This window comes from Acaryochloris sp. CCMEE 5410 (assembly GCF_000238775.2).
Classification (GTDB): domain Bacteria; phylum Cyanobacteriota; class Cyanobacteriia; order Thermosynechococcales; family Thermosynechococcaceae; genus Acaryochloris.
The window spans coordinates 209,186-230,455 of record NZ_AFEJ02000003.1; the positions used below are offsets into that span (position 1 = coordinate 209,186).

General features: G+C 48.8%; 17 protein-coding genes and 1 pseudogene. 8 read left to right on the plus strand and 10 right to left on the minus strand.

Features of this window, described 5'->3' with window-relative positions:
* The first annotated feature begins 89 nt into the window (after positions 1–89).
* Positions 90–233 carry a hypothetical protein gene (locus ON05_RS31225; protein WP_262562496.1) on the plus strand — a complete coding sequence of 48 codons (144 nt, stop codon included), beginning with the start codon at positions 90–92 and terminating at the stop codon, positions 231–233.
* Positions 226–1,551, plus strand: a complete 1,326-nt coding sequence (locus ON05_RS31230; RefSeq protein WP_039781031.1) for a class I SAM-dependent methyltransferase — start codon at positions 226–228, stop codon at positions 1,549–1,551. Before ON05_RS31225 ends, ON05_RS31230 begins: the two co-directional genes overlap by 8 nt.
* Before the next feature lie 359 nt (positions 1,552–1,910).
* Here the strand turns inward: ON05_RS31230 and ON05_RS31235 are convergent, their stop codons facing one another.
* The 3 genes and pseudogenes from ON05_RS31235 to istA all read right to left on the minus strand — a co-directional run.
* Complete coding sequence (locus tag ON05_RS31235) at positions 1,911–2,492, minus strand: hypothetical protein (RefSeq protein WP_029315386.1); 582 nt, start codon at positions 2,490–2,492, stop codon at positions 1,911–1,913.
* Positions 2,493–2,706: 214 nt separating this feature from the next.
* Positions 2,707–3,414, minus strand: a complete 708-nt coding sequence (istB, locus tag ON05_RS31240; RefSeq protein WP_071826376.1) for an IS21-like element helper ATPase IstB — start codon at positions 3,412–3,414, stop codon at positions 2,707–2,709.
* Positions 3,415–3,949: 535 nt separating this feature from the next.
* A pseudogene (gene istA / locus ON05_RS31245) lies at positions 3,950–5,035 on the minus strand (IS21 family transposase); the annotation flags it as partial.
* 131 nt (positions 5,036–5,166) lie between these two features.
* Here istA and ON05_RS31250 point away from each other — a divergent pair.
* A complete protein-coding gene (locus ON05_RS31250; protein WP_010476442.1) occupies positions 5,167–9,489 on the plus strand; it encodes an SNF2-related protein in 4,323 nt (1,440 codons plus the stop codon).
* 178 nt (positions 9,490–9,667) lie between these two features.
* Positions 9,668–10,249, plus strand: a complete 582-nt coding sequence (locus tag ON05_RS31255) for a DUF4158 domain-containing protein (RefSeq protein ID WP_010476441.1) — start codon at positions 9,668–9,670, stop codon at positions 10,247–10,249.
* 15 nt (positions 10,250–10,264) lie between these two features.
* Here ON05_RS31255 and ON05_RS31260 read toward each other — a convergent pair.
* A protein-coding gene (locus ON05_RS31260; RefSeq protein ID WP_085945213.1) for an IS630 family transposase occupies positions 10,265–11,138 on the minus strand; the annotation gives its coding sequence in 2 pieces (ribosomal slippage) (positions 10,265–10,807 and positions 10,809–11,138; 873 coding nt in all).
* Positions 11,139–11,187: 49 nt separating this feature from the next.
* Here ON05_RS31260 and ON05_RS31265 point away from each other — a divergent pair.
* On the plus strand, positions 11,188–13,572 hold the full coding sequence (locus ON05_RS31265; RefSeq protein WP_010476438.1) for a Tn3 family transposase: 2,385 nt from the start codon (positions 11,188–11,190) through the stop codon (positions 13,570–13,572).
* A gap of 160 nt (positions 13,573–13,732) precedes the next feature.
* Positions 13,733–14,134: a cell wall metabolism sensor histidine kinase WalK gene (locus ON05_RS31270; protein WP_236619042.1), complete on the plus strand. Its 402-nt coding sequence runs from the start codon at positions 13,733–13,735 to the stop codon at positions 14,132–14,134.
* 74 nt (positions 14,135–14,208) lie between these two features.
* On the opposite strand, the gene ON05_RS31275 is transcribed toward ON05_RS31270, so the two are convergent.
* The 6 genes from ON05_RS31275 to ON05_RS31300 form a co-directional block, all read right to left on the minus strand.
* Positions 14,209–15,003, minus strand: coding sequence for a glutaredoxin (locus ON05_RS31275; protein ID WP_010476435.1), 795 nt, complete (start codon positions 15,001–15,003; stop codon positions 14,209–14,211).
* 85 nt (positions 15,004–15,088) lie between these two features.
* Positions 15,089–17,143 carry a heavy metal translocating P-type ATPase gene (locus tag ON05_RS31280; protein WP_010476433.1) on the minus strand — a complete coding sequence of 685 codons (2,055 nt, stop codon included), beginning with the start codon at positions 17,141–17,143 and terminating at the stop codon, positions 15,089–15,091.
* Between the two features lie 115 nt (positions 17,144–17,258).
* On the minus strand, positions 17,259–17,771 hold the full coding sequence (locus tag ON05_RS31285; protein WP_010476432.1) for a DUF305 domain-containing protein: 513 nt from the start codon (positions 17,769–17,771) through the stop codon (positions 17,259–17,261).
* A 107-nt stretch (positions 17,772–17,878) separates the two neighbouring features.
* The gene (locus ON05_RS31290) at positions 17,879–18,214 is read right to left on the minus strand and encodes a four-helix bundle copper-binding protein (RefSeq protein WP_071826374.1); all 336 of its coding nucleotides are present in this window, start codon (positions 18,212–18,214) and stop codon (positions 17,879–17,881) included.
* Between the two features lie 150 nt (positions 18,215–18,364).
* The gene (locus ON05_RS31295; protein WP_236619040.1) at positions 18,365–18,781 is read right to left on the minus strand and encodes a hypothetical protein; all 417 of its coding nucleotides are present in this window, start codon (positions 18,779–18,781) and stop codon (positions 18,365–18,367) included.
* Positions 18,727–19,461, minus strand: coding sequence for a transposase (locus ON05_RS31300; RefSeq protein ID WP_010476429.1), 735 nt, complete (start codon positions 19,459–19,461; stop codon positions 18,727–18,729). Before ON05_RS31300 ends, ON05_RS31295 begins: the two co-directional genes overlap by 55 nt.
* A gap of 519 nt (positions 19,462–19,980) precedes the next feature.
* Here ON05_RS31300 and ON05_RS31305 point away from each other — a divergent pair.
* Positions 19,981–20,538: a DUF2808 domain-containing protein gene (locus ON05_RS31305; RefSeq protein WP_236619039.1), complete on the plus strand. Its 558-nt coding sequence runs from the start codon at positions 19,981–19,983 to the stop codon at positions 20,536–20,538.
* A 294-nt stretch (positions 20,539–20,832) separates the two neighbouring features.
* A complete protein-coding gene (locus ON05_RS31310) occupies positions 20,833–21,249 on the plus strand; it encodes a hypothetical protein (RefSeq protein WP_010476427.1) in 417 nt (138 codons plus the stop codon).
* Positions 21,250–21,270 lie beyond the last annotated feature (21 nt).

Here is a 21,270-nt window from a genome sequence, read left to right on the forward strand (position 1 = left end):
TAACTGAGGCCGCTTATCAGCAGCTCGTAAAGCACTACATAAGTACAGGTTCAGATGCATCTTCGGCTGAAGCATTTGCTAATAGTGATGTGATGCGTCAGTACATCTGCATTGAACCTTCCCCGGACGAATTCGATGACGATGACGAGATCGAAGACTGGGATGAAATGTACGGGGGAATAGACGAAGAAGACATGGTATTTTCCGACAGGAAGGATGATGATGATGGCTGACAATTTTCGCTTCCCTGAAGAGGGATTTGATTACGCAGCGGGTGGGCCTAAGACCAAAACTCGTAATAACATCCAGGCGATCAGGCTCCTAAAAACAATCGAGCAAGAAGAACGGCAAGCCACCTCTGCCGAGCAGCAAATTCTAGTTCAGTATGTTGGGTGGGGTGGCATCCCCCAGATATTTAATCCCACACCAGATCCAAACTGGGCTAATGAAGCTGCTGAGCTGAAGGAAATTCTAGAACCAGAGGAATGGAACAACGCCTTTGAAAGCACCCTCAACGCTCATTACACCTCCCCTCAAGTCATTCAGAATATCTATCAAGGGCTTGAGCAATTGGGTTTTAGCGGAGGACGCATTCTTGAGCCATCAATGGGAACGGGGAATTTTTTGGGCCTGATGCCCAAAGATATAGCCGACCGCTCTACTATCACCGGAGTAGAACTGGACAGCATTACCGGGAGAATTGCCCGTCAACTTTACCCCAATGCTGAGATTTATGTTCAGGGATTTCAGGACACATCTCTACCCAAGGACTATTTTGATTTAGCGATTTCCAACGTTCCATTCGGGGATTACAAAATCCATGATCCAGAATTCAACCATCTGGATCTAAGGATTCACAACTATTTCATTGCTAGATCCCTCGATAGAGTAAGGCCCGGTGGACTAGTCACTGTCCTTACCAGCTCTGGTACCATGCAGGCCAAATCAAGCCATGAGTTTCGAGCCTACTTATCTGAGCAAGCAAACCTTGTGGGAGCCATGCGCTTACCGGGGAATGCCTTTAAATCGAATGCTGGTACTGAAGTTACAACCGATCTCATCATCCTGCAAAAATTAGGACCCGGCGTTGAACCCAATCATGAACCCTGGATTGATGTTGCAGATACCCCGGTGCAGGATGCTGAGGGTAACTGTCTGCAAACCAATGAATATTATGTTCGGCATCCAGATCGAATGCTGGGTGATATCAGTGACGACAAACTTCATCCGGGACGCCTAGCCTTGGTTGCGGATGGCCGGGATATGCCCCAGGCCATGCAGGAAACGTTTGCCCAATTCCCGCAGCAGATCTACCAAAAGCGAACGTATCAGGCAGAACCAGAGAATACATTAAGAGTAAAGCTACCCCCCGATGCCACGGTCAAGAATTTTGGTTATGTCGCTCAAGGGGATATCATCTGGCAGCGCCGAGGGGATTGGTTAGAGCCGACAGACTTCAAGGGCAAACGAGCTGAGCGAATCAAGGGGATGCTGGACATTCGCGATGCTGTCTGTCAGGTGTCAATTACTTTAAATACTTTGTGCAATTAGTTGGCCGATAAGCAACTTTGACTCTAATCACAATGAACCTTGAGATGAAGGCGCTATCTCATGCTTTATTCCAGCACTGTATAAGTTTCTGAAATTAGCGCTTTACTGCATGGAAAGATTTCTCAGAGCCATATCACAGAATTACATTCGATTTAGTGTCAGAAGATAGTTCAACAAGTCATCTTTTAGTTTGGGCGCATCCAGCTTTTCCAAAGGATAACCTCATACACGTTGCAAGCAAATTTGCTTTGAGCAGATTAGCGGCATTATCATAAACAGCCTAAGCAAAGCCTTACCTTCAGACTCACGACAATTACTTGGCTGAAGTAAAAAATCCTTTCTCTACATGAATTATATAGTTATTGGCCCTGCCTGATAAATATGGAAATATCAAGGTTATAGACAACTTTTTGAAGCCGATTATTGACGATTTGAAATGTATTTCCAGACCATTGAGACTTGCTGAAGTGCGTCCTACGGTCTAGGTAAGCAGGACTCTTCGTGATTAGGTCTACAGCAACCAGAGAAAAATCTGGTTTAGATATCCTTGCCTCCCACGTTTCTCCAATTTGCGGACCAAGACATCGAAACACATCAACACGCAGTTTTCTATCTCTAGAGAATCGGGAAAGTTTTAGCACAGCGATTTCTGCTGCATAGCCATTCGCCCGAATAGAATCGGCGGCCCGTTGAATGATACTGGAGTTACCAATAGACTTTGCAGCAACCATCATCGCATCCGTAAGTACTGTGAGGATATACTCTTGCTGTTCCTCGATAGCTAAGGTCATGTAATCTGCAACGTCGAAGTCTTCTATGCAGTATGAAGTTACGCCTAGAACGGTTGAGTGGAGGAGATCATCATTCAATTTCGGGCCAAAAATTGCCGAGAACTTTGCCGAGCCGTCGAGTACATAGTTGCGAGGAAGAAAGTGAAGCATCAATTCACAAACATGGTGTGCCGTAGTGCGGAAAGACCAATCGCGTTGATTGTTATAGGTCGTGTTACTTTCGCGTATCTCGATTTGATTGAGGTAAGCCATGACAGCAGATGATGATGACTAATTGGTATGTGGTGTGGATTGTGTATGTATGCTGTTTCCAAGTATGAGATGGAATAGGTGCTTGAATAAGAAGGAAGCTGATTACCAAGCTTCACGATGAATTTGCCTTGGCACGATTCGCAGCTGCCTGCTTTCTATAACTCTCAGCCTTGATCTCAATAATGAGCGCATGATGGACGAGGCGATCTACTGCTGCCACTGTCATCATTGAATCACTGAAGATGCTATCCCATTGTGAGAAGGGATGATTGGCTGTAATCAGTAATGAGCGCCGCTCATACCGATGGGCAATCAGCTCAAACAGCACAGAGGTTTCATCATCCGTCTTTTTGACATATCCAATATCATCCAGGATGAGTAAGTCAAAGCGGTCCAGTTTAGCCAAAGTCGCAGGGAGTTGTAGCTGCTGCTTAGCTACCTGAAGCTGCTGGACCAAAGTAATGGCACTGAAGAACCTCACTCGTTTCCCCAGAGTGATCATGGCCCGTGCCATTGAAATTCCAAGATGTGTCTTCCCTACGCCGCTTGGCCCGAATATCAAGCAGTTCTCTGCCCGCTCTAGCCAAGTCGGATCTTCGGCCAACTGCATCAGAGGTGCTGGGTTGAGTTGTTTACAATGGCTGAAGTCAAAGCTGGTAAAACTTTTTGCGCTTGGTAGTTGGGCTTCTCTTAGAGCCTTTGTTTGTCTGGCTTGTACCCGACGCTGCAATTCCAATTCGCATAAGGCAAGCAAGAACTGCGCGTAGGACCACTGTTCCTGGGTAGCCTGGTTTTCGACTGTCTCCCAATGGCTGAGCATGTTGGACAGTCGGAGTTGTTTCAAATGCAGAGATAGATTCTCGTAGGGGCTGAGTATGGTCGTCGGCGACGACGCTGGGGAGGAGCTGGTCATAGGGATACAGTGAATGTTGTTGGACATCAATCGGGGGAACAGCAGCGTCACTGAGTAGCTGGAAATGACGCTGAAGGTTGGCAAGGGTCAAGCTTTCTTGCTCTAGCTGCTGTTGGAGATAGACTTCAACAGCGGCTTCATTGTCTTGAGTTGCAGCAATATAAAGGGCTTCCACTATCAGACGAGCGCTGCTATCGGGGTCAAACTGGGCAGCAAGTTGATGCCAGATACTTCGCCAGGATTCATTGGGAAGTAGATCCTGTTGCCAAGTACAGAAGAGGAAGGCTCTGGGCTTTTTTCTTAACCCTTCAATGACATGGCGGTAATTGATACTGCGGGCACGTCGTTTCTTTGAGCCTTTGGGAATTCTCTTACGGGTGAGTTCAACCACCCGCTGAGTACCCACATAGCCAACCAGACGGTCATGATAAAGCCGGATGGTCAACCGCTTGCCAATCAGCCGAGAAGGGACGGTGTAAAGAACCCGGCATACGGTAATCGCACTGTGACAACTGACTTTGACGCTGTATTCCTTGTAGTCAGCAAAGCGATACTGGGGTAGGGGTTGCAGATGGGGGAGTTCTTGCTCAAACTTGTCACTACAGCGCTGATTCAGTTTGCTGACGACTGTTGCCAGGAACGTTTGATAGTCACTCACTGAAGCAAAGTCATAGCTGCCTCTGAGGTAAAGGGCTTGACGAAGACGACGCTTGAAATATCCATGAGAGCCTTCCACGGAGCCGTTCTCGTGGGCTATCCCTGTGTTGTTGCGAGTGGGCTGCATCTGGTAGTGAGCACACAGGTCTTCATAGAACTGGGTGAGAGGTTTACGACGTTTGCCTTTCAGATTCTTATAAGCTGCACTAAGGCTATCGGTACGATGCTGCTTAGGTACACCGCCACAGACTCTCAAGGCATTTTGTAAACCTTGGGAAAGGCCGATAAAACTCTCACCGCCCTGGATGATCTCGATATACTGCCAACCGCTGTAGACCAGTCGGTAGTGATAAAGCAGGTGTTCAAAGGGCTTGCCTGCGATGGTCACTTTGATCTTTTTGAGTTCAGTAAAATCTGACTGGCCGATTTCACCAGGAATGTGACGAAGCTCGAACATCACTTCTTTGGATGGACCGTTTTGGGCTTTCCAATCCGCTACTCGGCGTTGCAGCGTTCGTTTGACGGTTTGATATTGACCTGGATATTGCTCCTGAAGATAGTCGTATAAGGTGAGGGGTTCAAGCCTGGGTTCCCTTTGCAGCATTGGCTCCAGTTCACTGCCCCACACAGCAGCAAGTGGATCTTTGCGGGTACGCCATGTCCTTTTTGCTCCAGTACTAGAACGGTGTTGGCCTTTCTCTATGCGTCGGCCACTGCGCTCTGAAATACCAGCGATTGCAGAAGCTTGAGCTTGGGTATTGCCTTGGTCTCTGGCTCGGTTAAAAACGTCCACTTTGTATAGTTCAATAAGTTGACCACGCACTAGCGCTCCTCCCGTCGATATCCTTGGGAGTGATCTAGTGCTTTTCATGTGGCTCGGTCAATACAGGGGTAATTGACGCCAACTCAATCAGTGATCATGTTTTAAAGAGGCGATCTCATAACCGGTCAAGTAATTGACTTGAGCTTGGTTGTAATTGTCGCCTGACAGCTGTCCAAGACGTGTTCGACGTTCAAATCAGAGGGGGGTTAGATGATGAGCTAGGAATTGCCCAAGCCAAACTCAATCAGGTTTATGACCAGTTTGTTGCAAAGAACGGCAACCTCTCTGACTCAGGCAATAAGCGGGTTTTCAATCTAGACCCCGATGCTCAACTCATCTTGGCTCTCGAACAGAAGAATAAGAACACGGAAGCAATTGAAAAGACAGCCGTCTTTTCTCGTCGAACCGTGCGCCCCAAGGAAGTGAGGGCATCAGCAGAGACGAGCCAGGAAGCATTGGTGACCTCCCTCAATGAATACAACCAAGTCGTGCCGGGATATATGGCTCAGCTTGTCGGTGAGGATGAGGCGGTTGTCCTCGCAGATCTGCAACAGCAGGGATTGATCTTCAAAGAGCCAACGACAGGACAATGGCAAACCGAGGATCAGTATCTCTCAGGAGGCGTCCGTGAAAAGCTCAAGATTGCCCAAGCAGCCGTAGAAGGTGGAAATCCAGAATTTCAGGCTAATGTAGAGGCACTGCAAAAGGTTCAACCCCGTGATCTGGGGCCAGGGGAAATTGAGGTACGCCTGGGTTCTCCTTGGATACCCCCAGAGACCATCGCTGATTTTGCCCATGATCTTTTGCAAGTCCCGAAAGAAAGCGGCGGCATCACCGTCAACCACAGCTCAAATTTTGCGGTATGGAACATCAAGGCTAAGCCTTCTATTCAGAGCAATTCACATAATCTAAAAACCTATGGCACGGGTTATTACTCAGCGATAGAACTGATCGAAAAATCCCTCAACCTCAAAGATGTATCTGTTTTTTATAAAGATGCGGATGGGAAGTCACGGGTGGATCAGCAAGCCACCATGTCTGTACGGATGAAGCAGGAGCAGATCAAGGAACGGTTCAAAGGGTGGATTTGGAAAGATTTTGATCGGTCCCAGACCCTGTGCAAAATCTACAATGACCTGTTCAACGGCACGGTGATCCGGGAATTCAGAAACCCGAACCTGGAGATGCCAGGGTCAAGCCCCAGTATCACCCTGCGCCCCCATCAAAAAGATGCCGTTTGGCGATCACTCCAGTCTCCCACAACCTTATTGGCGCACGAAGTTGGAGCGGGCAAGACGTTCACGATGGTTGCCAGTGCCATTGAGATGCGACGGCTGGGCATTGCCAAGAAACCGATGATTGTGGTCCCCAATCACATGCTGGAGCAGTTCACGAATGAGTTTCAGCAGCTCTATCCCAATGCTAAGGTTTTGGCACCAGGGGAAAAGGATACCAAAGCATCCAAGCGTAAGGAATTGATGGCCCGAATTGCCACGGGGGATTGGGATGCCGTGATTGTTACCCATTCGGCATTTAAGCTGTTGCCCATCTCGAAAGAACAAGAGAAGGATTTCTATGTGCAGCAGTTGACGGAAGTCGAGTCCGTCATCAATGAGCAGGGAGATCGAAAGGGGAATGCCATCGTCAAGCAATTGGCGCGAGAGCGGCGCAAGCTACAAGAACGCATCGAGGCGATCACCAAAAGTGAGAAGCGGGATGATGGGGTGCTGTTTGATCAGCTTGGGGTAGATGCGCTGTTTGTAGATGAGGCCCATTTTTGGAAGAATCTAGGCCGCCCCAGCAAGCTAGAAAATATTACAGGTCTTTCCAATACCAATTCTCAGCGGGCAATGGATGGGTTTATGAAATGCCAGCTCATCCGTAAACAAGGTGGGCGCTTGGTGTTTGCGACAGGCACCCCGATCTCAAACTCCATTGCTGAGATGTACACGATGCAGCGATTCTTGCAGCCAGAGGCATTGGAGCGACAGGGGATTGGCAACTTTGATGCTTGGGTGGGGGCTTTTGCTGAGAAGGTCACGGCTCCTGAAATTGATGCCACAGGACGATTCAAGATTAAGACCCGGCTGGCTAAGTTTACCAATGTCCCGGAATTGATGACCCTGTTTCGGGAAACCGCTGACATCAAAACGACCGCACAGCTTCAACTGCCCGTGCCCGAGGTGGAGCGAATCACCGTCACGACTCAAGCCTCTCAGGTGCAGTTGAGCTATATGGAGCGGTTGATCAGTAGAGCGGAAGCGGTCGCTAGCCGTAGGGTAAGGCCGACTCAAGACAACATGCTCTTAATTACTACAGATGGCCGTCGATCCTCGCTGGATATGCGCCTCGTTTCTCCAGACATCCCCAATCACCCCCAGAGCAAGGCCAGCCAAGCCGTCACGAATATCCATAAAATCTGGGAATCCACGGCTGAAAATCGGCTCACCCAAATGGTGTTCTGTGATTTGGGCACTCCCAAAAAAGCAAAGGATGGTGGGGAAGGGCGCTTTAGTCTCTATGCCGATATCAAGGCTGGGCTGATGGCAAAGGGGATTCCCGCTGAGGAGATTGCTTTTATTCACGATGCGGCCAACAATCAACAGAAAGAAGAACTCTACGGCAAGATGCGAAAGGGGGATGTGCGTGTCCTGATCGGGTCATCAGAAAAATGTGCTGTGGGGATGAATATTCAGGATCGGCTGATTGCAGAACATCATTTAGATGCTCCTTGGCGACCGTCTGACATTGCTCAAAGAGAAGGGCGGATCATTCGCCAGGGCAACCGCAACAGCAAAGTCATTGTGATGACTTACGTCACCCAAGGGCGTAATGGGCAGCTAGGGTTTGATTCTTATAGTTGGCAAACCCTAGCCCGTAAAGCGGAGATGGTGGGCCAGGTGATGAATGGCGATCCAACTTTGAGATCGGTGGATGATATCTCTGGTGCAGCGTTGAGCTTTGATGAGATTAAAGCCATTGCGACGGGCAACCCTCTGATCATGGAGAAAGCCTCTGTGGATAATCGGGTGACGGAGCTTCAGCGGTATGAGCAAGCATTTTTGAATGAACGGTATGATAACCAGCGAGAAATTAAGGATCTGATTCCAGAGCGAATTAAAAATGTCACCCAACGAATCAATGCTTTAACCTCAGATATTGCGATTCGACAGGATACGAGTGGGGATAAGTTCAAAATCAAGATCGGCAATAAGACCCTGGACAAAAGACAGGATGCGGGTCAATTGCTCCTGAATATTATGGGGACTATCAATAAAAAAGATAAAAAGGGTGAGCAAAAAATCGGTGAGTTCGCAGGCTTTGACCTAATGGCTTTCATTTTAGATAGGTATAAGACTGCACTGAACTTGAGGTCGCCAAATGGAAATAGTTACTACATAAGTGGAGGTGAATCCCCTCTTGGTATCATCCGGTCAATGGAGAGCTGCCTCAGTAAGTTACCTGAGAATCTTGAAGGAGAGAAGAAGAGTCTAGCAAGAATAAATTCTGAGTTATCTGTACTTGAGGAGGGCTTAGATAAACCCTTTGAATATGAGACTGAACTTGAGCAGCAGCTTTCCCGACAACATGAAATCAATACGGAGCTGGGCATCTATAAAAGTGATGAGCAATCCATCACTGCGGAGGAAGATGAGAGTGCGGAGGTAGAACCGGACAAGGCCCAGACTGAAGGCGAACAAGACCCAGGGAAAAATGATCAGCTGATCGATCTCGATGATCTAGATAGCCTAGATGCCAACCTGGATTGGTTTGATGGTGTTGACGAAGAGGAAGTTTATGCCCCTAGTGAACCCACACCAGAACTAACAGCAGCATTGCAAAATCTGGGAACCTTCGCCCCTGATCCCAAACAGGAGACAGCGGAGCTTGAACCGTCCGTGGAGCCAGAACCCGATCTCATTGAAGCACCCCAAGCACAAGCCCCTGACAGCCCAGTTGAGGAAGCATCCACCCCGGAGATTCCTGAATCCATCATTGAAGGGTTAAAGGGTGCGATCTCAGAGATTGAATCATTCAATGAAGCGATTGAAGCGGGTCGATACCTAGATCAAACGCAGGGAGGACAGGGGCGCTATGAGTTTGAGTCTTTCGAGAATCGCTCCCCGTCCATCCACCAGGCCCAAGAGACGATTTCTCAGTTCCGGGCCATGTGCCCGGAGAAGGGGGTTGATGCTGAGCAAGTTCTGAATGATTTGGGATATGTGCCACCGTTGGAGATATCAGAGCAGGCCCAGGAGTGGATCAAGGAACCGGATGAAGCTCCAGAAGTGAAGGTAACGCCTGTTGTCCAGGGTGAGGATGAACAGATGTCTTTGCTCATCGACTCTCCTCAACATGAAGAAGAGATAGCATCTGAGATAGAGAATGACGAGCAGTTAGCTATGGATCAGAAGCCAGAAGAAACCAATGCACCAGAGCCGTCCCAAGCTCAAGAGAAACCCGAATCAGAGGTTGAGCAGGTTACCCAGAATATGGGGTAATTGAAGGGTCGCTGACACCAGACGCAACGAAGGCTGAAACCCTTTTTTAGTAAGGACTATGGGCGTTAAGAACTGTAAACCCCATTGACTTCCATTACCCTTAATTCATAACCTACACTTATAGTACAAAGACTTGCCTTACGCTCTAATGAATTCACTTTCATAGGAGCGTAATCGCATGAAACGGAAATGGCATCCAGAAGAGCTGCTTGAGCATTGGTCCATTCAACCTGACGAAGAACATTTGTTAGCCAGACGTCAAGGAGCGAATCTCCTAGGATTTGTCCTATTGCTTAAATTTTTTCAATACGAAGGTCGCTTCCCTGAACAGAAGTATGAGATTCCTCGTATGGCCATAACCTTTGTAGCGAGTCAGCTAGACTTACTGCCAGATCTGTTTCAGGACTATAACTGGCAAGGTAGGAGTATTCAAAATCACCGGGCCCAGATTCGCCAATTTTCAGGATTTCGACAAGCAACTGTGGCAGACCAAAATCAGCTATGCACTTGGTTAATGCATACAGTTCTGGGTCAAGAGCAGGATTATCATCATCTGAAATTGAGAGTCTATGACCAACTGCGCTCACTTCAAATTGAACCACCTACTCCTGCTAGGATTGAGCGCTTAATCCGGTCCGCTCAACGCCGGTTTGAGCGTCAGCTTTTTTCCTCAACCCTCAAGCAGCTGTCCAAGCAAACTCAGACTGAGCTTGATGAATTGATTCAAGACCCCAAAGTGACCCCAGGTAAAGAGATATAGCAGTCGCCATACTATTCAGGACGCTAGATTAAGGACATGCTCCATTGCTTCTCTGAGAGACCCAAAATGGTCTAATTGGTGACGGATGCGACTTTTAATCCAAGACCAAGACCGTTCAATCTTATTCAAGTCAGGAGAATAAGGCGGTAAATACCAAACCTCACAACCTGCTGCTTCCACCAATTCCTGTATTCGTCCTCCCTTATGAAATGTGGCATTATCTATCACCAACTTTTGCCCAGGTTTAAGCACCGGTATCAAGCAACGCTCTAGCCAAATTTCAAATACCGTCCGGTTGCAAGCTCCTTCAATCGTGAACGGGGCCATCAACTGCTTTGACCTTAAAGCTGCAATCATATTGACTCGACCACTTCTACGGCCAGTCTTCAAGGCATAAACCCGCTCACCTTTGGGGCCATAAGCGTAGTCATACTCATCTCGATGGTCCATGCCTGACTCATCCGCATAGACGATATCCTCTGGATCCACGGTACTCAAGCGTTCGATGAACGCTGCCCGTTTGTGCTCATCTCGTTCTCGGTACCCATACGTTTTTTTTTCGAGTAAATCCGATTTTCTGGAGGGCTCTTGAGATGGTTCGATCACTAATCTCTCCATCCCATAGTTGAGCCATCTGAGCTTGGGTTTTATACCGATGCTGATGGGCAAACGCTCGGAACTTGTCCCAGTCTGTGATTTTATGGCTATGGCCAGGATGATGGACTGGCTTGGGATGCAAATCACCCGTTTCCGCCTTGAGGTGTTGCCATTGGTTAATCGTGTTACGACTGATATGGAACAGCTCACTCGCCTCAGAAGGGCGCATCCCATCGAGCTCAATCGCATCTATCACTTTGCAACGTAGGTCGTAACTATAAATTTTGGGCATCACACAGGAGAAGGAATGAAAGACTTCTCTAGTTTACGTCCTTCTCAATATGACGACTGCTATACCAGATCCGCCCCTGAGTGCCTTAAAAAAAGATCCTGGACCCGTGGGTCTCAATAGCCTGCTTTCAGAAATCATCAAGCTCCAACGCCTCCGCCAAGTGGCTTTGCCAGATACCTTATTTTCTCATCTGACCCCACGAGTTCTGGAGTGTTATCGGCTCCGAGTGGAGACAGAAACCTTATCCGAGTTGAGGCATCACCCCAAAACCATCCGACTCACCTTACTCGCGAGTTTCTGCTGGCAGCGATGCCAAGAGATCATCGACAACATCATGGATCTGCTGATTCAGATCGTCCATCGCATTGATAGCCGCAGCAAGAACAAAGTGACGTCAGAGGTGATCGCTAAAGTCAAAAAAACGGACTCTCACACCCAACTGTTTTATCAGGTGGCCACTGCAGCCCTAGCCACACCAGATGGCTTGGTCAGAGACGTCATCTACCCCGTTGCCAGTGAGCAAACCCTGGAAGCATTTGTAGACTCCTATAACGATGGCGGTCAAACCTTTCGACAACTCCTACACGCCAGAATCCGTTCCTCCTACGGTCATCATTATCGGCAAATGCTTCCTGCGGTACTGGAAGTGATTGACTTTCGGTGCAATAACAAGCAATACCAGCCCATCCTGCAGGCTGTGGATTTACTCAAAGCCTATGTGGACACCCCCCGAAAACCTTATGCCTCAGAAGATGACGTCCCCATTGAAGGGGTCGTCAGTGCAGACTGGCAAGAGACGGTGTTAGGTCAGGATGAGGACCAGCCAGACAAAGTAGATCGCATCGCCTATGAGATGTGCGTCCTCAGGGCCCTGAGAGAGAAACTACGGTGTAAGGAAATTTGGGTCGCCGGTGCCAATCGCTATCGCAACCCCGACCTGGATTTACCCCAAGACTTTGACGAGCGGCGAGAGGAATACTACCAGGATCTGCAACAGCCCCTAGAGGTGGAAACCTTCATCACTCAGATCCAAGCTGATATGGAAAACGCCTTGACCCGTTTAAATCAGGGGATGCCTCACAACTCCAAAGTTGAGATCTTGAGTAAGCGTGGAGGACGAATTAAGGTATCCCCGCTTGAGGCACAACCGGAACCCATGAACATTCACAAGCTCAAGGAAGAGATCAACCAAAGATGGTCTTTAACGCATTTGTTGGATGTCCTCAAAGAAGCAGACTTTCGGATTGATTTCACCCAGCATTTCAAGAGTGCGGCTAGTCGTGAAATATTGAGCCCCCAGTCCCTGCGCAAGCGTTTGCTGTTGTGTATTTACGGACTGGGCACCAATTTAGGAATTAAGCGCATCGCTCATTCAGAAGCCGATGCAGGATACTTTGAATTGCATTATGTCCGACGCAAGTTTTTAAGCAAGACAGCTCTCAGCTGTGCGATTACGGATGTGGCCAATGCGATTTTCCGGATTCGCCTTTCTCATATCTGGGGAGAAGCCACCACGGCTTGTGCATCTGATTCTCGGCACTTTGAATCTTGGGACCAGAATTTGATGACGGAATGGCATGTTCGCTATGGCGGCCGGGGGGTGATGATCTACTGGCATGTCGAGAAAAAATCTGTGTGTATCTACTCGCAACTGAAGAAGTGTTCTTCCTCGGAGGTAGCCTTTATGGTTAAGGGTGTGCTTCGCCACTGCACGGAGATGTCCGTGAATAAAAGCTATGTGGATACCCATGGCCAAAGCGAGGTGGGGTTTGCATTTTGCTATTTATTGAATTTCCAGCTGATGCCTCGCTTTAAGGGCATCAACAAGCAGAAGCTCTACCTGCCGATGTCCGGGCAGAAGAAGAAGTATGTCCATCTCAAGGCGATTGTGAAGCGACCCATTCGTTGGGATCTGGTACGGGAGCAATATGAGCCAATGATCCAGTTCACAACCGCGATGAAGCAAGGCACTGCCGAACCTGAAGCCATTCTGAGTCGATTCACCCGCAACAACGTTAAGCACCCTACTTACCTTGCCTTGGCTGAATTAGGGCGAGCCATCAAGACCATTTTCTTGTGCCAGTATTTGCATGATGAAGCCTTACGGCAAGAGATCAATGAAGGTCTAAACGTGGTTGAGAATTGGAATAGTGCCAATGACTTCATCTTCTATGGCAAAAATGGTGACTTTGCTAGTAATCAAACGGCGATGCAAGAGCTATCCATGCTTTGCCTGCACTTACTGCAAATCAGCCTGGTCTATATCAATACTCTGATGATTCAAAAAGTACTTTCTGAGCCCACATGGATGAATCGTATGCAGGAAGAAGATTTGAGGGCGTTAACCCCGTTGTTCTACCTCCATATCAATCCTTATGGACGTTTCCGTCTAAACATGAGTGAGCGTCTGGTGATTGAAAACTTGGCTGCGTAGGGTGTGACAGCAATGAGATTGCTCTGTTGGGGCTCATCTCAGCGGGGCAACCTTTACTTCAATATAGAGTAGTACAGCGACAAAAAACACTTAAGATAAACTTATTGATAAGTAGCAAATTTGATCTGTTTTAGGGAGAGCTTTAGTTTGGTTGCGTCTGGTGTCAGCGACCCTTCAATTACCCCAACTGGACACGACGCAACCCCTGATTGTCCAGGGGGATGAAGAACAACTCTACCGAATGATCGCCAATCTGGTGATGAACGCGATTCAGTACACCCCTCGGGGGGGCGATGTGGTCATTCGACTCAATCAAGATAAAAAATATGCTTTGGTTGAGGTTCGAGATACAGGCATAGGCATCCCTGCCGAGCAACAGGCCCATGTGTTTACCCGCTTCTATCGGGTGAATCGCGATCGCAACCGCAAAACAGGTGGCTCAGGATTGGGATTAGCGATTGCAAGTGCGATCGCACTGAAGCATCAAGGCAAGATCACGGTTCAAAGCCAAGTGGGTCAAGGTAGCACTTTTATCCTGTCTCTTCCTCTCGCAACGGTATAACGCTGATCTTTCCTCACAGCTAAGACAGCACAGGTTAGGCCACCTAGAACAAGATCCAGTGTGCCATCTTCAAATTAAGTTGTTTTATTGTGGAGTTGAATAATGGCGGGCGGTAATGTCTCTGGCATTCTCGCAGTTTCCGGCTGACTTTCACCCACTGACGTGAAGATCAGGAATGCGCCCATCCCCGCCATAATTGCATTTTCAGCAAAACTGATGATGCCAAGTGGAGTCTTGGTATTCCCTCCTACACAGGCACAGTTCAACGCTAATTTATCGATGTACACAGCTTTGAAAACTGAAATGCCGCCGCTGGTGCCAATCAGTAGGGAACTAATTCCAGTGGCGAGAGGGGCCAATCCAGATAGAAAACCAAGACCGATGATCAATTCAGCAAAAGGATAAGCTTTTGCATAGGGCTTGAATCGTTTGGTAATCAGGTCATATTTCTCGAAGCTTTCGGCAAAGGAATCGAGATCCATTAGCTTCAGTGAGGCCAGCATGGAAAGTGAAACGCCCATCAGACCTGTCATCCCCAAGGAAGCTGCTAGAGCAATCAGTCCAGCAGTCGAAAAAACGGCGATGACAGGCGCGTAGGAATAGTCGGCTGATTCTGCTTCAACATCAAAGCGCTCAGCTAAGTCGGTGTAGCCGCCAATGCGCTCCTCGCCGAAGAAAATTTGAGGTGTAGTGGGAACATTGTGCTTGGCCTTGAAGGTCTCGACTTCTTCTTTGGATGTCAGCTTGTGGTCTTCAAACTCAATGTCTTGCTCATTGAGTAGGTTGATCGCTTTGAGTCCCCAAGGGCATTCATGCTCTGGCATGGACATTCGGTAGACTCTGACGGGTTCCTTGGTTGCAGTTGGCATTATTTTTCCTCGTGTTCAGATACCTTTTTCTCAGATCACTAACCTAAACCCTCTAGTTGACTAGAGAGTCAATTTCACTCACTGATCAAGCTAGCTTGGCTCTACGCAGCATTACGGCGTTAATCGAAACGATGACCGTCGATAGACTCATGAGTAATGCTCCCACTGCAGGCGAGAGCAGAAAACCCCAACGATAAAGCACTCCAGCCGCTAGTGGAATTGCTAGAACGTTGTAGCTGGTGGCCCAAAACAGGTTCTGGATCATTTTGCTGTAGGTTTTCTTTGCTAAATTCAGCGCTTTAACGGCATCAAGCGGATCGTCTTCAATCAGCACTAGATCGGCAGACTCAATTGCGACATTGGTCCCAGCACCTATCGCCAGACCCATGTTGGCTTCTAGTAGGGCCGCAGCATCATTAACGCCATCGCCAACAAAGGCCGTTGGACCTTCGTGTTTAAGCTCTCGAATCCGGTTGACTTTATCTTCAGGAAGGACGCGGGCATAGTAGCGATCAATGCCGATTTCTTCAGCAACCGTCCGAGCCACGGCTTCAGCATCGCCGGTAATCATGACCGTCTGGATGTCCATTTGCTTGAGTTGGTGGACTGTCTCCTTGGCCCGCTGGCGCACCTGATCGGCCATTGCAATTACGGCGACGGCCTGCTGTTCGTCCATGAGGACCACAGCGCTTTCCCCCCGCTCATCCGCTCGGTCTAGTCCTCTTTTCAGAGTCGCAGGGAGACTCACCTGCTGCTCACTGACCCATTCAGGACGACCAATGCGATAGAGTTTGCCGTTGACATTCCCCTGTACCCCTTGACCCGTGACGGTCTCGAAGTCGCTCATGCTAGGGATATCCAGCTTGTTCTGCTCTGCGGCTTCAACAATGGCCTTTGCCAGCGGATGCTCAGAAGATCTTTCTAGCGCGGTTGCGATCGCCAGTGCCTTCAGTTCGTCAAGTCCCTCAGCATAGATATTCTGAACGCCAAAGTGCCCCTCGGTGAGGGTGCCAGTTTTATCAAAGGCCATCGTTTGGATATCCTTAGCCCGCTCTAGGGAATCCCGATTTCTGACCAAGATGCCGTTTTTAGCCGCCAGTGCTGTTGAGTTGGCAATCACCAAGGGAATCGCCAAACCTAGCGCGTGGAGACAGGTAATCACCAAAACTGTGACGCTGCGGTTGAGCGCAAAGACTAGATCGCTAACGCTAAGCCAGACAATGAACGTGAGGGTGCCGGATGCGATCGCAATTAATGTCAGCCAGTAAGCCGCTCGATCTGCCAGGGCTTGATAGCGACTGCGAGACGACTGAGCTTCTTCCACTAAACGCATCATTTGGCTGATGGTTGTTTCATCCCCAGTGCGAGTGACCCGCACCTTGACGGAGCCTTCGCGATTTACTGACCCGGCTACCACTTCATCGCCTTCCTGCTTGGAGACCGGGCGTGACTCTCCGGTGAGGAATGATTCGTCTACCGCCGTTTTGCCGTCGATTACCTCTCCATCATTGGGAACCTGTTCCCCAGGCCGAATCAAAATCACATCCTCAGCTTGAATTTGACTCACTGGGATATCTTCAATCTGACCGTTCCGCCACCGATGGGCCTCTGACGGGACTAGCTCTGCTAAGTTCTCCAGCGCTTTGCTGGCTCCCTGCACAGAAGCCATTTCTACCCAGTGTCCCAGGAGCATGATGTCTACGAGAGTGGCTAGCTCCCAGTAGAAGGGTTTGCCCTGCAGCCCCAGCGAGACAGCGAGGCTGTAGACAAACGCCACCGTAATCGCCAGCGCAATCAGCGTCATCATGCCGATTTGACTTCGCAGTTCTGACCAGGCTCCCTTTAGGAACACCCAGCCGCCGTAGAAGTAGATGGCAATCCCGAAGATTGGGTTAATCCAGTTTGAGCCAGGGAAACTGATAGCCTGATAGCCAAGCCAGCTTTGGAGCTGCACTGAGAAATAGAGAATGGGGAGCGTCAGCACTAAGCAGATGAAGAAGCGGCGCTTGAAAATTTCAGGACTGTGGCCTGCATGTTTATCGTGACCTCCGTGACTCCCGTGGCCATGATGGTTATGGGCGTGATGATGGGTGTGCTCTGATGCGTCGTTGTGGTGATGTGCCCGAGTAGAGTGAGCCATAATATTGCTCCTGTACGGCATTCGATGACAACAGAGGTTGCTGTTCTGACTTCCGCGAGAAACAGTGACCTGAAATTAACGTAAACGCTCTAGCTGACTAGAGGGTCAAGGATTCCTATTTAAGGCTTGAAGAAAAGTCTGGTAGTGGCCTTGTTGCAGGCGTATCTACCACACCATTATCTCGAATATCGGCAATCAACCAATCCATCTCTTTAATTTCCCTGCGCTGCGCTTTGATAATTTCATCTGCCAATTCACGAACCCGCGCATCCTTAATCTGAGCACGTTCACTCGTCAGGATGGCAATCGAGTGGTGAGGAATCATGCCTTCCATATAGTCCACATCACCCACCGTAACCTGGCTACGCACCAGCCACAGTGCGGCTCCGAACAGCAGAATCGCGATTGAAAAGATGGCGATGTTCCTGTTTTTGTTTTTGTACATGTTCAGCATGAAGGCCAACATAATCACCATCATGGCGGCACCCATAATCAGGGTCATAAAGACCCGCGTTTCGCTGAACCGAGCATGATCGAGAATTTGGTAGGAGTGCAGGTACATCAAGAAGAACATCGTCACAATTGAGGTGCCAATCATGGCGAAGAACTTGATGTAGTTCCCCTGCATTCCTTTGTGATGGCTTGCTTCTGTGTGGCTTGCGATCGCGCTATCTCTGGTAGTCATTGGATTGTCTAGTAACAGTGATGTGACAAAAAGGCTGAAAGTCCAGCATCTTACTTAGCGACACTGGCAATTTGACGGTAAGCGTCAACGGCGCTGCGGCAAGCTTGAGCGCACTTTTGGCAGTGTTCCATTTCGTGTTGTTCACACTCTTGAGCGCAGGCTTCACAAATTTCGGCGCAGGCTCTAGCGAGGTGGGCAACAAAGTAGGAACCGCGAACCATGAATGTTGCCGCTGTGCGGCAGATCTCAGCGCAGTCCAAACAGATGCGGGCGCACTTCGCCATCTCTGCTTTACCGACGCAGGCTTCGGCACAGTGTTCGCACTCCACCATGCACTTTATGGCTTCATCAAAGCTAGAGTGATACTCTGTATGATTGAGTAGTATAATTTTCTCCCTTGCTCGACGTTTGGGGCAAAAATCGTCGTCATTAGCACTGTAGTTTTCTAGCTGTACAGATGCGTCTACCAGAGGCTAGAAAGGCAGAATCTATCGAATGTAGTAGGCCGGTAGAAACGTGAGATTATCTCATACCCCTTAAGCTGGAAGGTAGACAGGACAACTAAGTAACTCAGCCACATCCCAAATTTTATCTGTCAAGTTCATGGCCATCGCAGGGGTGCGGGGCTGATACAATCGCTTACCTTGCGGAGCATCCAGTCGTTGTCTCAAACTCCGATGTTCTCGCACCCAGTTATAGACACAGCCACTCAACCAAGCCAATGCCTCCCGCGTTTTGGGTCGATGAGCAAACGCCAACGATCGCCTCACCTGATGGGGATTCATGCGCCGTGCCGTGGCATTAAAACGCTCGACAGCTGATGTGTTTGGCTGGTTGTAACCGAGCGCTTCGAGACCTTCGTTAATCCGACGCCAAGACCCATGGGCTTTATGCAGGTCTACTTTAACGAGCTTCTTGCCTTGTCGATGCTTGACGACTTGAACATGAGCCAAGGTCCGTGGCACTCGATATCGAAGCTTGGGAAAGCGTCCCGTTGAGCCCTGACGGGGGGGAGGTATGCCTCGCCAAAGACCTCTGGGAACTTCTGGGCATAGGTCGCAGCCCCATCGGTCATCAGCAGTAAATTCTGCGGATTGCTCAAGCGTTCAGCGCTGTGCTGCATCAGATTGAGCATCAGCGACTCATTGCGCTCCCCCACTTCGAGGGCAACGATGAACTTACTCGCTGGGTCAATCGTGACTGCGTCCCATAACTGCTGGTGTTTGTCTTCCACATACCCATGACGTTCGTCCATTTCCAGTGTCTTGCACTCCAGGGCCTGAGCTTGAGCTTGATGGAACCGTTGGCCATGTCGGCCACTTTTGAGCGCGAGTCGGCGCACTGTCCCAGGCGTCGTTCGCGTCAAGCGAGCAGTCCCTTTGAGGGAATTCCCCTCGCTTAAATGTTCGGCTATGGAAATCACTTGGGCTTCAGGGAGCTTGCAGTTCCACAGGGCTGTATTTTTGCGTTCGCTGAACTCCTGTCCACAGTGACTGCATCTGAGATAGCGGATCTGGTCCTTTCCATACACTTTGCGAACGGTCAAATTACTCTGCTGAGGCATACCGTAACTGATGCACTCGGAATTGACACAAGCCAGGTGTTCAAGGGGGAGTCTGTGGCTGTTGGTCATCGGGGGGATTCGTCTACAACCCTTTATTAAAAGGCTATTCCGTCCTAGGGGTATGAGATAATCTCACGTTTCCACCAGTAGGCCCATCTCATCCTGATTTCATATTTGTATGACAAGCAGATGATCCTTCTGAGAAGAGTCATATTTAAGATGGATTTAGGCTAAGCAAAGAACATATGCTGCAGACTCAACAATAAACAATGTCTGAAATGGCCAAAGTTCTGGCATGAGGCCACAGCACCTCATTGAGTTACGAATTATTAAGTGTAAAGTACAGATCATCTTGATCTCATTTTTGCTTGGCACACTCAACTTAGTGGGAACCTAATCTGACAATAATCAGTAAAAATATATGAAGCTCTTGTTCGCCACATTTTGTATGGAAAAAATTCGCTTTTCTTTCAACAAGAGCGATATTCATTCTCATGTAAAAAAACTAATCAAATACATTTTTCCTGTTTATAAATGTGGTCTGAGACCTCCCAAAAAATCATTCTTAAAAAACTTGGAGGTATGAAAATGTCTAAATCACTTCATAAGCGCTTAATGGGTACTAGTTTGTTACTCCTAGGTGTCGTTGCTCCGTCCATCATGTTGGCCAGCCCTTCAACCGCTGTTCAGTTTCCCGATGGTAGAACAGCGTTTAACTCGCCTCCACGCTTGATCGAAGCTGAAAGCAGCTATACTCAACAAAATGTGCCATCCACTTACTACTTCACCCTCAAAATTCCTGCCAATGCTGGAGAACCGCTCAAGGCAATTAAGATTGCCCAGCGAGAAAACGTAGAAACTATCAGTTATGGAGGTAATTCGACCCGTGCATTTCAAGGAAGCAGATGGGCGCGGGGGACTCAGTTCTCTTTGACTCCGGTCGGAGGATCGACTGAGCCAGGGGCAATGACCGTGGTATTTGACTCACCTGTCCAGCCAGGAGAAACGATTACAGTTGCCCTCAAGGCGAAGAATAATCCCACATTTGGTGGAATTTACCATTTTGGTGTGACTGCTTATCCAGCAGGAGACAAGAGCATAGGGCAGTTTCTTGGCTATGCCCGACTGAGCTTTTACGCTGACTAGAGTACTGTTAGGAATTCCACGAAACAGGGGAGAATGCAGGCGCTTCTAGGAAGCTGACTGATAGATAGAAGACTTCAGTACTCTTGCTGGTTTGACCCACAGTCTTCCCATGCTTCACCAGCAGTGTTTTATTTACCTCAATCATCAGATACCTGGGGAAGATCCTAGAGTGTCATGTCGGATTAATGCTTGCAAACAAGAGCTGAATCTATCTTCAAGAACTTTTGTGATGATTACTTGACCCTCTGGTTAACCCGAGGGTCTAACCTAAAACTCATTGAGAGGACGTGAACCATGTTTAAGATGCTTCACTACAAGATTCTGACCACCACAATGGTGGCGGGTGCAGTATTGTCACCCTTGGTCGTCTTGCCAGCTCTGGCCCAGACCAATCCCTCGACTGGGCCAATGATGACACCTGAGAAGCCAATGACGCCTGAGCAGATGCGTCAGCACCATCAAGAAATGATGGGGAAGATGCAGCAAATGATGGGACAGATGCAACAACGCATGGCACAGATGACCCCCGAGGAAATGCGTCAGCATCATCAACAGATGATGGCAAATCACCAAAAGATGATGGAGCAGATGCAGCAGATGATGGGGCAAGTGAAACAGAATAACGCTGGGGCAAATCGGGAACCAGGAATGATGCACAACCACAATTACAAGCCGGGACAACGCATGAGTAATCCTCCCCAAGGGCAGTAGTTTTTCTCCGTGAACAACAGG

Bases quoted from the DNA above. Each gene is read 5' to 3' on its own strand.
- ON05_RS31230 (WP_039781031.1), top strand. From the start codon at position 226: ATGGCTGACAATTTTCGCTTCCCTGAAGAGGGATTTGATTACGCAGCG.
- ON05_RS31235 (WP_029315386.1), bottom strand. From the start codon at position 2,492: ATGCTTCACTTTCTTCCTCGCAACTATGTACTCGACGGCTCGGCAAAG.
- istB (WP_071826376.1), bottom strand. From the start codon at position 3,414: ATGCTCAGCCATTGGGAGACAGTCGAAAACCAGGCTACCCAGGAACAG.
- ON05_RS31255 (WP_010476441.1), top strand. From the start codon at position 9,668: ATGAAACGGAAATGGCATCCAGAAGAGCTGCTTGAGCATTGGTCCATT.
- ON05_RS31265 (WP_010476438.1), top strand. From the start codon at position 11,188: ATGACGACTGCTATACCAGATCCGCCCCTGAGTGCCTTAAAAAAAGAT.
- ON05_RS31275 (WP_010476435.1), bottom strand. From the start codon at position 15,003: ATGCCAACTGCAACCAAGGAACCCGTCAGAGTCTACCGAATGTCCATG.
- ON05_RS31280 (WP_010476433.1), bottom strand. From the start codon at position 17,143: ATGGCTCACTCTACTCGGGCACATCACCACAACGACGCATCAGAGCAC.
- ON05_RS31285 (WP_010476432.1), bottom strand. From the start codon at position 17,771: ATGCAGGGGAACTACATCAAGTTCTTCGCCATGATTGGCACCTCAATT.
- ON05_RS31300 (WP_010476429.1), bottom strand. From the start codon at position 19,461: ATGACCAACAGCCACAGACTCCCCCTTGAACACCTGGCTTGTGTCAAT.
- ON05_RS31305 (WP_236619039.1), top strand. From the start codon at position 19,981: ATGTCTAAATCACTTCATAAGCGCTTAATGGGTACTAGTTTGTTACTC.
- ON05_RS31310 (WP_010476427.1), top strand. From the start codon at position 20,833: ATGTTTAAGATGCTTCACTACAAGATTCTGACCACCACAATGGTGGCG.